Source organism: Agarivorans sp. MS3-6, from assembly GCF_054112545.1.
Map to the genome: position 1 here is coordinate 2,109,457 of NZ_CM134202.1, position 13,640 is coordinate 2,123,096.

The window sequence follows — 13,640 nt, forward strand, 5'->3', positions numbered from 1 at the left end:
ACGGTATAATTCGCGACCATCAAAATCTCTGATAACACTCTCAACAGGAACCTTGATGGACACAGCACAACCGCTTTACAAGAATATTGGTGTACAAGTCGTCATTGCGATGATTATTGGCACTATCGTTGGCGTACTCATGGGCGAACAAGCCGCCGTATTTGCCCCCTTAGGCACCATTTTCATCCATCTGATTAAAATGTTGGTGATCCCATTAATTGGTGTATCTATTATCGCGGGTGCCGCCAATTTGGGGAATAGCCCAGCAGCTGGGAAAATTGGCATTAGCACCTTCGCCTTTTTCCTTGCCACCTCGGCGGTAGCTGTGGCCTTAGCCCTAGTCATGGGCAATATTTTTCAACCTGGAACAGGTCTTGACCTTAGCCAAGCTAGCGGCATGTTTTCTAGCGAGTATGCTGATAAAGGCGGGGTTCCCGGTGTCATGGAAACCGTTATAGGCATGATTCCGGTGAACATTTTCGCCTCGCTTATGGACGCCAACATTCTGCAAATTATGGTGTTCTGCTTGTTCTTCGGGGTCGCATTGTCTAAGCAACCCAGTGATAAAACCGCGCCGCTAATGAGCAGCCTAGACACCATTATTAAAGCCTTTATCTGGATGATTAACATCGTAATGATCATTGCGCCTATTGGGGTATTTGGCTTAATGGCTGAATCGGTAGGCACCTTTGGTTTTGCTATGTTGGGCTTGGTGGCGAAGCTCTTTGCAGTATACGTAGCAGCCATTCTAATTTATGGATTTGTGTTTTATCCACTGACCATTAAGTTGTTCTCTAATATCTCGGTTCGCGACTTTATGAGTGCGATGAAAAAACCACAAGCCGTGGCCTTATCAACCGCTTCATCGATGGCTACCCTGCCAGTCACCATGGAAGTTGTAGAAGAAGAACTCAATGTATCAAAAGCGACCGCTTCGTTTGTGCTGCCCTTAGGTGCCACCATAAATATGAGCGGTAACGCCATCTATTATGGATTAGTGGCAGTATTTTTTGCTCAGATGTTCCAAGTGGATTTAGGCTTAGCCGCTTATGCAGCAATTATCTTTACCGCAACCTTGGGTGCCATTGGCCAAGCCGGTGTGCCGGGGCCGTCGTTCTTGGTCGTCGCGGTGCTATTAGCAGCAGGCATTCCTATTGAAGGCCTACCACTATTGTTTGCCTTAGATCGTATCTTTGACATGATCCGCACCTCACTTAACATCACGGGTGACGCAGCTTGCGCAGTCATTGTTGATCGCTTTAACGAGAAACACCTTTAAGCACGAAACGACTCGGGGCGCAGATGGTGGCGCTCCAGTAGTTTATAAAATTCGGTGCGGTTACGCATCGCTAAGCGCGCAGCCTGACTTACATTACCCTGAGTTAAGCGCAATAAGCGCGCTAAATAACCTCGCTCAAACTCATCTCTAGCTTGAGAGAAACTGACCAATTCAGCTTTTTCTCGCAAAGCTTGCTGCACTAATTGTACTGGAATTAATGGCCCTGTAGATAAGGCATTGGTTTGCTCTACCACATTCATTAATTGCCTAACATTACCCGGCCAACGGGCAGCCACTAAACTGGCCATGGCCTCTGGGGAGTAGGTTTTAAGTGGCGAGGCTTGGCGATCAGCGATTTGCTGACTGAAATGATGTACCAACAAGGGTATATCTTCTTGGCGTTTTGCCAAAGGCGGTAGACCTAGTTCGACCACATTAAGTCGGTAATAAAGATCTTCTCTAAACTGTTGCTGCTGCACCGCTTGATACAGATCTTGATGGGTAGCGGACACAATCCGAACATCTACCGCAATGTTCTTAGTAGACCCCACAGGGCGAACTTCACGCTCTTGCAGGGCTCGCAACAACTTAACCTGCACACTCAAAGGCGTATCGGCAATTTCGTCCAAAAACAAAGTACCACCATGAGCCGCTTGAAATAAGCCATTATGAGCATGAGCAGCCCCGCTAAACGCCCCTTTCACATGACCAAACAACTCTGATTCAAACAAACCTTCTGGAATAGCGGCACAATTTACCGCCACAAAAGGCTTATTGTTACGCGAACTGGCCTGATGAATCGCCTGGGCCAGCAACTCTTTACCGGAACCACTTTCACCCTGAATCATAATGTTTACATCGCTGGGCGCTACTTGCTGGATCTGCTTAATTAGCACGTCCATGATGGGGCTGCGACTAATAATATCGCGGCGCCATGCAGCTTGCTCACTTGGCTGACCTTTTTCACCCGCAGGCGTTTGTAAACGCAAAGCTTCAGCTACTTTAGCCAGTAACTCTTGGCTATCAAAGGGTTTAGTTAGATAACCAAACACCCCTTGCTGAGTGGCCGCGATGGCATCGGGGATATTGCCATGGGCGGTAAGTAACATTACCGGTAGGCTTGGATATAATTGTTTAATGGCATTGAACAACGCTAGGCCGTCCATGCCATCCATGCGCACATCACTGATCACCAACTGCGCAGGATAGCTTTCTAGCTCAGCCAGAGCTTGTTTAGCGCTGGCTACCGCCTGTACATGATAACCCGCAGATTGAAGGCGTAAGCTAATTAGCCTCAATAAACTGGGGTCGTCATCTACCACCAGTACATTGCCATTAGTGTGTTTAATTTCGTTCATTTAGCTGTTGCTCAATTCGGGTTAATTCATCCAGCTGCATTTTTAGAGCGGCGATTTGTTGCTGCAATAACAGTTGCTGTTGTTGTTGGGCGGTTCCTAGGTTTTCATATTTATGTTGCCACCTAAGCGCATCGGCCAATTGATCGTTTAGAGCAATGATCATGCCTTTTTGTGTAACCGTCTGCTGACTGCTTAAGGCTCGATTAAATGCAGCATGGGCACGGTGTGGATTTTTCACCGGTGATTTCTTATAAGCATAGAGCAGGCCGAGCTTTATCGAGTTATCCCCTAAGTCAGGATCAAGTAATAAGGTTTCTAATTCATTGAATACCTGGTCATCACTCAGTTCGGCTATCTGCAAATAGTAAGCCGCTGGGCTAAATTTACCCACCATCATTGATGAAGTGTCGCCAACAGCAGCCACTTCAGCTTTATTGGTCGGCATTAGCTGACAAGCACTTAAGCTCAGCGCGCTTAGGCACAGCAGTAATTTAGCTAAGCTACTTTTCATCCGGTTCGCTTCCTTGTAATCCTTCGACCAAAAATCGACTCCCCTTGCTGAGTCGTTGGTAGCGGAGATGAGCATGCTGCCTCTCCACTAATTCTTTAGCAATGGTTAGGCCTAAACCACTGCCTTTTAAACGCGGGTCTTTAGCCGCTTTTCCTTGCACAAAAGGCTGGAATATACGTTGTTGTAACGCTTCGTCAATCCCCGTGCCTTGATCATCAATATACAGCGTAACCCCTGAACCTTGCGCGCTTGAACCGAGAGTGATTTCACCTTGTTCAGGTGAGAATTTAATCGCGTTTGATAGTAAGTTATCAATGATAACTCTGAGCTGCTCTTGATTCGCGACCACCACACTTTCTTGCAGGGCTAACTGAGTGCTTAGCTGACGACTATTAAGGCTTAAACGATGGCTACTAATGACTTGTTCGATAAGGCCTTTAAGCGATACAGGCTGCTGGTTAACCTGTCCTGGAGTATCCAGCAATAAATTAAAGTCTAACAAGGCTTCAATCAGTTGTTGCAGGCGTAAACTGCTATCACGCAGAATTTCGGTAATTTCTTGCTGCTGCGGGTTGAGAGGGCCTGCGCTATTATCATAGAGCAGTTCGTTTCCTTCCCTAATCGCCGCCAAAGGCGTTTTCAGCTCGTGTGAAATGTGGCGAATAAAACTGGTTTTTTGCTGCTCAAGGTTAAGTAAGCGCAAGCGCATATCGTCTAAAGCATCAGCGATAACCATTACTTCTGTGGCACCACTAACCTTAATCGCTTGATTAAACTCACCGGATTTAAGCCGCGCTATTTGTGGTCGTAATTGTTGTAGCGGCCGAGTAATCACCAACACCAATAACACGGCGGCGGTCGCAGCAAAAGGAAGACTCAGCATACTGAGAATTAGCCGCTGCTGCGCTAACTGAGACGCTTGCTCCAATTGCTCGGCTAATTCCTCCACTAAGCTTTGGCTGCGCTGGTCGTATTGGTGTCCTAACTGCGCCAAATCGCGAAATTGTTGGTTTAGCTGTTCATTCTGATTTTCTTCTGGCTCTGCCATCATCAGACTTAGCGCCTGTAACTGCTGATGTAACTGCGCAATGATATTTAATAACTCGGCGTCATCTCGCTGCTGTTCAAAATCAGCCAGGTCATTGGATAAACGTAACCATTGCCTTTGGTATAACGCTAATAAGCTTTCGTCTGCCAACACGCGAAATTGGCGAGCGCTGCGCTCTAGATCTAGCAAAGACTCATCGAGCCGTTTACTACTCGATACCAGATCAGCGGCTAAAAACGCAGTGTGCTGACCTTGCTTAGACACTTGTTGCAAATAATATGAGGCCAATAACAAGCTCAATAACAAGGGCAAACCTAGCGTAGCTAAAGCCCAAAAGCTGAGGCGCCGTATGGAAGCAAGCGCGCGAAAATTAATCAAACAACTGTCCCTAACAAATCTAGAACCATTAAACGAGCCGCCTATAATGCCAGACGTGAGCAAAAATCATACTGTCGCTATTTAACGACAGCGAAAAGACGCACACAATCTCTAGCTAAGTCATTGATTTTAAGTAGAGCTGTAAAGAAAACTTGCTAAATACTCCTCTGTTAATAGTCTGCCAGTACTTAGCTGTCGCCGTTGCCCAACACCTACAGCCAACTACCTAAGTTAAGCACCTGATTTTATTGATCTAAATATTTGGCTCAATTTGTGCTGAACCACCATTAACACTGAAGAAGAGTTCGGTGTTGTTTCGCCCCTCGCCCCTTAACTAGATGGAATTAATATGGAACAGTTTGAACAGCGTTGTATACGAGTTGGAGATTGGATTTTTGAAATTAAAATGGTGAGAGCGATTAGGGTCAGCGAGTATGGCCAACCCTATGATGCCTGTGCCAATATTAGTTTTAACGGGAACCACGCTTACATCGATAGTCAACTGACTCGCGTTGACAATAGCTTTAGCGGCAAAGACTTCGCCAGTTTTGTAGAGTTTTGCCAAGAAATGGGCATCACAGACGCCAGTTACGATCGCTACTCACAAGGCAAACGCCGCTCTCGAAATATCACCATTGGCGATGACCAACGCCAGTCACCCAAGGTAGTCAACTTTCCAAGCAGGGCTTAAATACAATACTAAGCCCCACAGGATAGTCATTCATGGTTGAAAAACGTTCAATTTTATTCGATAAGCGCTAGCTTTTGAGGTGGCTGAAATGGTAATCTCAAAGGTCGCTTAAGACGATGTCTTAACGAAAAAGCAAACACAAATATCATAAAATAAAGGATGTAAACAGGCCATGAAAGTAGGTTTGGTTGGTTGGCGCGGCATGGTGGGTTCCGTGTTGATGCAGCGTATGCGCGAAGAGAACGATTTTGCCCACATAGCCCCAGTTTTTTTTAGTACTTCTCAAGTCGGCATTGCTGGCCCAGATGTGGGCACCGGCGAGACCACCTTGCAAGATGCCTTCGACATCGACAGCCTTAAAGCCATGGACACCATCATCACCTGCCAAGGTGGCGATTACACCAAAGATGTTTACCCTAAGCTACGCGAGAGCGGCTGGGATGGTTACTGGATCGACGCAGCCTCTGCATTACGTATGGAAGATGACGCGGTTATCGTGTTAGACCCCGTTAATCGTGATGTTATTGACCAAGCTTTAACCAAGGGTGTTAAAACTTACGTTGGCGGCAACTGTACTGTTTCATTGTTACTCATGGCAATTGGCGGTCTATTCGAAAAAGACTTAATCGAATGGGTTAGCCCGATGACCTATCAAGCGGCTTCAGGCGCGGGTGCGCGCAACATGCGAGAATTGATTAGCCAGATGGGTACAATTCGCGATGATGTAGCCAGCGAGCTAGCGGATCCTGCTTCGGCCATTCTCGATATTGATCGCAAGGTAGCGGACAAAATGCGCAGCGCAGATTTCCCGACCGATCAATTTGGCGTACCACTAGCGGGCAGCTTAATCCCTTGGATTGATGTTCCCCTAGCCAGCGGCCAAAGCAAAGAAGAGTGGAAAGCTCAGGTCGAAGCCAACAAAATTTTAGGCACCAGTGATAACCAAACCCCGATTGATGGGATTTGTGTCCGCATTGGCGCCATGCGTTGTCACAGCCAAGCACTGACGATTAAGCTGAAAAAAGACCTTCCGGTTTCTGAAATCGAAGACATCTTAGCGGCGCATAATGATTGGGTAAAAGTGATTCCCAATGATCGTGAGTTATCAGCGCAAGAGTTAACTCCAACCAAGGTAACCGGCACCTTAAGTGTTCCAGTCGGTCGTATTCGAAAATTGACTATGGGCCCTGAATACATATCAGCCTTCACCGTAGGTGACCAACTGTTATGGGGTGCTGCAGAGCCATTGCGTCGTATGTTACGCATACTGCTAGCTAAATAAGCGAAATTCATCCCGTTTAATTAGCGAACGAATATTTTATAAACAAGCCTAGCAGTAACATTGCTGGGCTTTTTTGTGCTCATTAGATTAAGCCCTTCGAAACTCCAGTTGGATGACCACTTTTTCGATCATCAACTAAATTTAAGCGCAAAATATTTTCATAGCCCCAGAAAATTTACTAAGCTGTTGATAAGAAGAATAACCTTTGCTCACCCAATATTGATACTGTAGGAACCCCTATGAAAAAAATGCTGTTAGTGGCTTGTTCAGTGGCCTGGTTAAGTGCCTGTTCTAGTTCAGCCCCAGAACAAAACCAAGGTGTGATGATCACCGACCAGTCAGACGATGTAGTCAGCTGCGAAATTATCGGCGTGTTTAACGTAGATCCACAAAGCTTAGATACCGATCAAGGTAAGCAAGAAATGACCAGTAGGGTGATGACTCTTAAAGGAAACGCTGTACAACTGATACCACTCACCACCGCTTCTCCTGAATTAGTGTCGGTGCATGTGTACGAGTGCCCCAAAGCGTCTTAACCGACCTTAAGCCGTTGAGATAATTGAGCTATACCAACAACTACAGGTTTCATTTACGATGCTGTTTAAGCATAATGCTTGTTCCACAATGTCTGAGCTACAGACAGCAAGGCAGCAGTGAACAATGACGTATCGATGGAGCTCTTATGAGCGATAAAATTTTAAAACAAGCGACACTTAATCTAAAAAAAGCGGTTCCACTGATGATGAAACATCAGATCCCTGCTACGCCCAATAATTACGCATTGTGGTACTTGTATGTTGAAGACCAAAACCCCCAGCTAACGGCGGCCATCGACGAAATCATCAGCGAATATGACACCGTTCCGACCACCAGTAGCGAAGTGTTGTATCAAAACCATATTGCTAGCCAAGATGAGCTGGATATGAAAAGTATGCGGCTTAGTTTAGAAGCCATGGCGACAGAATTGTCTCAAACCATGAGTGACACAGGCTCAGATACCAGTGCTTTTCAATCGAGCATCGACAAAAACTTTGCCAAACTCAATCGCATTGAAGAAGACAGCATTCCTCTGGAGCAAGTACTAGGGCTGGTAAAAAATCTGGTAGAAGATGCTTCTAGCATTCGTAAAAGCACCGACTTCTTTAATTCGCAACTAAGCAAAGCTCAGTTAGAAATAGCTAAGCTTAAGAACCAACTTAAAGAAACTGAAAAAGATGCGCTATACGATGCACTCACTGGTGCGCTAAATCGTCGCGCGTTTGACGCAGACTTAAAAGATATCCTCGATTCTCAGCCTGAAGGCTTGTGTATAATTTTAGCCGATATCGATCACTTTAAAGCATTTAACGACAATTACGGACACATGCTCGGTGACCAAGTACTTAAAGTGGTCGCAAAACGCATGAATGAGGCCTGCCGAGATGGCGCCAAAGTCTATCGTGTTGGAGGCGAAGAGTTTGCCATAATATGCTCTAAATCTAACCTTCGCTCCGCTCGCCACTTGGCCGAATCGGTTCGCCGCGCCATTGAAAAACTAAGCCTTAAAGATCGTCGTTCAAATCAACGCATCGACAATATTACCAGTTCTTTCGGTGTGGCCGAATTCAACCCGGTAAGTCGCTCAAGAGCCATTTTTGATGCCGCTGACTCACAACTGTACGAGGCTAAACGCCTAGGGCGTAACCGAGTAATGCCAATTATAAGTTAAGCCTTGCTGGCATTGTTGTATTGCAATAGTGCCAGCAGGTATTCTCTTAGATTTGTGAATCAGCTCATAGCAAAGCACTGATAGCCTTTTCACCCGCTACAAATATTTAACATTTCTTAAGCCACCTCACAGCAAATCCACAAGTAGTTGCTACATTGATAAATATAGAAGCCAAATGTAGTTAGTTCATGAAAAAGCGTATCGCCATTATATTACCGACTCTATTGCACTCCATCGATCGACTGGTAATTCGAGGAGTACAAACGAGCTTAGATCCAAAACGCTATAGTTGTTTATTCATGCCTATTGGCTATTTGCCAGTTGCAGAGCAGTTTACCGCAAAAGATTTATGGCTAATTAAACAAATCCCTAGCTTAGATATTGATGGTGTGGTTCTTTACGGCGGAGGCGTTGGTTATAAAACCTCACCGCAAGTCATGGAACAATTAATTGAAGCCATCGGCGATTTACCGATAATCAATGTAGGTTCGATATTGCCGGGCATCCCCTCTGTATTGGTGGACAATTTCAACGGCATGTACCAACTGGCTAAACACGTTCTTCGGCAAGGCTGTAAGGACATTCTTTATATCGATGGCCCTAAAGAAAACTACGATTCTCGTCAACGCTATAAAGCCTTGTCTAAAGCCTTGAACGAGCATGACCTATTTTTACCCGAGCAACAGCACTTGATGGGTGACATGACCACTGCTTGTGCGGCAAATTTGTGCAAGCAATGGTTAAACCAGCACAAACGCATTCCTGATGCCATCATGTGTGTGAATGATCTCAGCGCAAAGGGGGTGATAGAAGAATTAGAACGACAACAAATAAGCATTCCCGATCAAGTTAAGGTAACGGGTTTCGACGATTTTGAATATGCCGATGCCATTAAACCTAGCCTTACCACTGCAATGTATCCGGCCCAACGCACCGGAACATTAGCCGCTCAGCTTATCGACGAACTCTTAAACGGTGGCCAGCTAGAAAGCCAATACCAACTAGAAACGATGGCAATAATGCGCGCCAGTACCGGCGACCCCGTTCACGAAACCTCACCACGTAGTCACGACGAACTACAACGACAATTAATTCAACAGCGCGATAGCAACGCGCAACGCCTTGCCGTAACCAGTTTATTACACCAAAGAGCCACTTTAGAACAAGTGCTATTGAATGCTCAGGGTACCCTGGCCGAATTAGGCATCCCAGAGTTATACATTTATCAGCAAAGTTTTGATGATTATGGCCGCGCTAAGATCTGCTTAAGTCATAATTTACACTCAAACGTATTGCCTATCGGCGAATCACAGCGCAGTTTGCCAACAGCCTTTGAAAAAGAAGTTAGTGATGACTTGCACCGTGGCTTGTGGGTGCTAACAGAGCTGAAAAATGACCGCCATCACTTTGGTTATTTAGTGGCTTTGGTAGAAGGAGTACATGCTGAATTTATCGAATTTATTTCTCCACAAATAGCCGACATCATTGACCACCAGCGCCTATTAGAAGAAACCAAACAATACCAAACTCAAGTGGAGCTAAGCGAAAAAATGGCCGCGCTGGGTGGCTTAGTGAGCGGTGTTGCTCACGAGATAAACACGCCCTTAGGGAATACTTTATTGGCAGCGAGTCATTTGAAAGAACAAATTAACCAGCTGGCTCAACAAGCGAGTAATCAGCAATTAACTAAAGCTAATTTTGAACACTTTGTCGAACAAGCGTCGAACACCAGTGACATTATCAGCAATAGTGCGCGACGCGCCGCCGAACTGATCACTAACTTTAAGCAAGTGGCTGTTGATCAAAGCTATGAAGAACAACGCATAATTAATTTGGCTGACTACATAGTTAAAGTTTTAGACAGCTTGCAACATCAGTTAACCGGTACCCAAGTCAACTTAGCCACAGATTTAGATCCTGATATCATGGTAACGACTTTCCCGGGTGCCATTGCTCAGGTGATTACCAACTTGTTTGCTAACGCGTTAATGCATGGTTTTGAGGGCGGGAAGCGCGCAGGAACCATCAGCATCGACCTGCAAACTCGACGCGGCTATCACTCACTCACCGTGACAGACAATGGCAAAGGGGCCACCCAAGAGACCTTAAATCATATTTTTGAGCCTTTTTATACCACTGCCCGAGTCAACGGAGGCTGTGGATTAGGCATGCATATTGTTTACAACATCATTACTCAGAAGCTTAACTGGCAGCAAAGTGTGGTGACCCAACCCGAACAAGGCTTTTGTTTCGAGATTAAAATTCCGCTAAATGCGGGGCATAGCTAAGCCTGTCAGCGTTAAGCAATAGATAGCAACAAGGCCTTAGCGGCGGTAGGTGCCTGTTCGCCGTTACCCAGCGTTGATTTATGATGGCCTCAGTAAATAAACCGTCGCCGTTGCTGCTCATGCTCTTCTCCAATCATTGAAATCTATAAGCCCTGCTAAGTCTGCACTAATGATAGGTCTAACAAATGAATATTTAGTGAACATTTACTGGGCTTTATTGCGCATAACAACGTCTACAGGCAAAGCTTATTTTGTTAGAATAAACCCACTATCAATAGCAACGCCAAAGACATCTGTTTTCAATAGGGTCTGCTTGCTTGTTTCACTTCAATAAGTTGTTTAATCATGCTTAAAGTTATCGCTCTTATCGCCTTACTAATGATGGGTACTGTTGTGGGTTTAGTTATGTTTCCACCGCCGAGTAGTCAATTTCAAGACAGCGCCTTAGCCAGTGATACGCTGACCCCCAAATTACAAGCGCAACTGAATGGAATTCCCAACGCAGCAAGCCTAATTTGGCAAACTAAGCAACAAAGCTGGCTGATCGGAACCTTAGCGCCACAAACCGTGTTGGTGACAGGTTCGGCGCAATTAGCCTACCTCAACTCAGCCATGACTGAGTCACAGTTAATGCCCTTACCCGCCAGCGGAGATATTGCCGATCTAGCGCTAGTAGACCAACACTTAGTGGGGATCTCTAGCGATGGGCGCTTACTGTATTTTGCACAAGACGGCATGCACTGGAAGTTTGTGGATAAACGAAAATGGCTACGTGGTGGCTTACATCACAAAACCGCTGGTTTAGTTTGGAACCCCAATACTGAACAATTCTACACCTGTGAACGAGAAGGCTTAAAACGCTGTTATCGTGGTGACAGAGATGGCCAGCAATTGGCTGAATTTGATTTACATACCACTGAGGCCTTAAATCAAACCCTCCAACAATACCAAGTAGGCAGTATGGCCTGGCATCATGGTAGCTGGTACCTGTTAAGCCCGCGCTACAGCAGCTTGTTGAAAGTGGACCCGATTAGCGGAAAGGTACTAGCAATAACAGCCCTCGCTCAACCCGATACCGCTCAAGCCATCGCCAGTGATGGCGAACAACTATGGTTGTTAACGGTAATGCGTCAGCAGCCTGAAACGGTTAAGCTGTCAATTATTCCACTTAAGTCATAACAAGAGGGCATAGCATGTTAAAGGTCGGTATCATTGGTTTTGGCTTATCAGGTCGAGTATTTCATGCACCATTAATTGAAGCCTGCAGCAAGCTACAGCTATTGGCGATAGCCAGCTCTAGAGAGCAAGAAATTGCTCAGCTCTATCCGAATGTGGCGTGCTTGAATAGCGAGCAACTTATCGCTCACCCTGAAATCGATATAGTGGTAATCGCTAGCCCGAATGCGATGCATGCACAGTTAGCTGAGCAAGCCATGTTAAGTGGTAAACATGTCATTGTAGAAAAACCTCTGGCGATAAATAGTGAGCAATGTTTACACTTACAGCAGTTGTCAGAGCAAACCGGCCGTTGTTTAAGTGTGTTTCACAATCGCCGCTGGGATAGCGACTTCCTGACCATTCAGCAACTCATTCAGCAGCAAAGCTTAGGCAATATTCACAGCTATAGTGCGCATTTTCATCGCTACCGACCAGCAGTAAAACAACGCTGGAAAGAACTCGACCCACACGGTGGCGGTGTACTTTATGATCTTGGCGCCCACCTGATCGACCAAGCTTTAAGCTTGTTTGGGAAGCCACAAAAAATTTGGGCACATATAGCCACCCAACGCCAAGGCGCGGTTACCCCAGATTGTTTTGACCTACATTTAATCTATCCAGACATGAAGGCACAGCTCAGCTGTAACTCATTGATGGTAGAACCTGGACCACGCTTTCAGTTGCATGGCCAACATGGCTCTTATGCCAAATGGGGCATGGACCCACAAGAACAACAACTCGCTGCAGGTTTGTCTCCCAGCGCCAGTCAATTTGGCCACGATAGCAACCGCAGTGAAATTCACATAGCGAACCAAGCGGTGGTGCATAAGCCCCTAATGAAAGGTAATTACTCAGCCTTTTATAATAACTTTATTGCCGCTATTGAAGGCTCTGAGCCGTTAATTGTAACCGCACAACAAGCCAGTGAAGTGATTGGTTTGATCGAATTAGCCATGCTTAGCCACCAGCAACAATTGATTTGTTCGGTCGAGTAATCGGCCGCGTGTTTATTATCCTTAACGCCTTCGCTCTCTAAGCAGAGAGTGGGTAAGTAGAGTCGCTTAGTGATTACCCTCGTCGCTTGTTTGCTTATATTTGTTGGTTCTTTTGTTCAATACACTATTGGCTTTGGCTTGGCTGTGATTGCTGCTCCTTTACTATTTCAACTGTCGCCAATATACGTACCGGGACCGATGGTAATCGTGGCATTAGTTGTGTCTAGCTTAAGTGCCGTTGAGCATCGAAAAAGTATTTCTTTTGATGGACTAAAAGCCGCTATCTTAGGACGGATCCCAGGCTCAATTGCCGGAGGTGCTTTACTGTACTGGGCAGATTTAGCCAGCCTATCTTTTTGGCTAGGGCTGTCAGTATTACTCGCCGTTGCAATAAGCCTATTTCCGATCCGCATAGCTCCCACGCCTAAGCGCATGGCGATTGCAGGTTTCTTGTCTGGCTTTATGGGTACCAGCAGTTCGATTGGTGGCCCACCCTTAGCTCTATTGTTACAACATCAGCAGGCTGCGTACTTACGCGCAAATTTATCCGCGTTTTTTATTGTTAGCTGCTTGTTATCTTTATTAGTACAAATCCCCATCGGCTTTATGTCTATGGCCCACCTGCAAGCTAGCTTGCCATTGATTCCTGCTGCATTAACGGGAGCATGGTTTGGCAGGCGTTTCGGGAAAAAGCTACCTCAAAAGTGGCTGCGCAGCTTTTCCTTAACGCTGTGTGCTATCTCTGGTAGTAGCGCTTTACTCAGCTATTTTTTAATGACTTAACTCAGCAATGTTAAGCCGCGATCGTAAATAAACCGCTCCCCATTCTTATTTGTATGACATAATTAATAGCAATGATGATCGCCATCAAATGTTTCGGTCAA

The 13,640-nt window shown here is 45.8% G+C and carries 12 protein-coding genes; 9 read left to right on the top strand and 3 right to left on the bottom strand.

Going from position 1 to position 13,640, the window contains the following annotated elements; all coding sequences use genetic code 11:
* Positions 1–55 precede the first annotated feature (55 nt).
* A complete protein-coding gene (locus tag ACVFI8_RS09615) occupies positions 56–1,279 on the top strand; it encodes a dicarboxylate/amino acid:cation symporter (RefSeq protein WP_248713675.1) in 1,224 nt (407 codons plus the stop codon).
* Here ACVFI8_RS09615 and ACVFI8_RS09620 read toward each other — a convergent pair.
* From ACVFI8_RS09620 to ACVFI8_RS09630, 3 genes are read right to left on the bottom strand one after another with little or no spacing between them, the layout of a single operon-like run.
* Positions 1,276–2,637, bottom strand: a complete 1,362-nt coding sequence (locus ACVFI8_RS09620; protein ID WP_457873701.1) for a sigma 54-interacting transcriptional regulator — start codon at positions 2,635–2,637, stop codon at positions 1,276–1,278. The genes ACVFI8_RS09615 and ACVFI8_RS09620 overlap by 4 nt on opposite strands.
* Positions 2,624–3,148 carry a hypothetical protein gene (locus ACVFI8_RS09625; protein WP_248713673.1) on the bottom strand — a complete coding sequence of 175 codons (525 nt, stop codon included), beginning with the start codon at positions 3,146–3,148 and terminating at the stop codon, positions 2,624–2,626. The genes ACVFI8_RS09620 and ACVFI8_RS09625 overlap by 14 nt, the downstream gene beginning before the upstream one ends.
* On the bottom strand, positions 3,138–4,574 hold the full coding sequence (locus tag ACVFI8_RS09630; protein WP_457873702.1) for an ATP-binding protein: 1,437 nt from the start codon (positions 4,572–4,574) through the stop codon (positions 3,138–3,140). The genes ACVFI8_RS09625 and ACVFI8_RS09630 overlap by 11 nt, the downstream gene beginning before the upstream one ends.
* Before the next feature lie 349 nt (positions 4,575–4,923).
* On the opposite strand from ACVFI8_RS09630, the gene ACVFI8_RS09635 reads away from it, so the two are divergent.
* From ACVFI8_RS09635 to ACVFI8_RS09670, 8 genes are all read left to right on the top strand, one after another.
* Positions 4,924–5,265 (top strand): hypothetical protein, encoded by a 342-nt coding sequence (locus ACVFI8_RS09635; RefSeq protein WP_248713671.1) that lies wholly within the window; start codon positions 4,924–4,926, stop codon positions 5,263–5,265.
* Between the two features lie 172 nt (positions 5,266–5,437).
* On the top strand, positions 5,438–6,547 hold the full coding sequence (gene asd, locus ACVFI8_RS09640) for an aspartate-semialdehyde dehydrogenase (protein WP_248713670.1): 1,110 nt from the start codon (positions 5,438–5,440) through the stop codon (positions 6,545–6,547).
* Positions 6,548–6,786: 239 nt separating this feature from the next.
* Positions 6,787–7,083 (top strand): hypothetical protein, encoded by a 297-nt coding sequence (locus ACVFI8_RS09645; protein ID WP_457873703.1) that lies wholly within the window; start codon positions 6,787–6,789, stop codon positions 7,081–7,083.
* Positions 7,084–7,229: 146 nt separating this feature from the next.
* Positions 7,230–8,255, top strand: a complete 1,026-nt coding sequence (locus ACVFI8_RS09650; RefSeq protein WP_248713668.1) for a GGDEF domain-containing protein — start codon at positions 7,230–7,232, stop codon at positions 8,253–8,255.
* A gap of 188 nt (positions 8,256–8,443) precedes the next feature.
* Positions 8,444–10,543 carry a substrate-binding domain-containing protein gene (locus tag ACVFI8_RS09655; RefSeq protein WP_248713667.1) on the top strand — a complete coding sequence of 700 codons (2,100 nt, stop codon included), beginning with the start codon at positions 8,444–8,446 and terminating at the stop codon, positions 10,541–10,543.
* 345 nt (positions 10,544–10,888) lie between these two features.
* On the top strand, positions 10,889–11,722 hold the full coding sequence (locus ACVFI8_RS09660) for a hypothetical protein (protein WP_248713666.1): 834 nt from the start codon (positions 10,889–10,891) through the stop codon (positions 11,720–11,722).
* A 14-nt stretch (positions 11,723–11,736) separates the two neighbouring features.
* Entirely contained in the window at positions 11,737–12,756 is a 1,020-nt protein-coding gene (locus ACVFI8_RS09665; RefSeq protein ID WP_457873704.1) for a Gfo/Idh/MocA family oxidoreductase, read from the top strand.
* A 69-nt stretch (positions 12,757–12,825) separates the two neighbouring features.
* Positions 12,826–13,539 (top strand): sulfite exporter TauE/SafE family protein, encoded by a 714-nt coding sequence (locus tag ACVFI8_RS09670; RefSeq protein ID WP_457873705.1) that lies wholly within the window; start codon positions 12,826–12,828, stop codon positions 13,537–13,539.
* Positions 13,540–13,640: the final 101 nt, after the last annotated feature.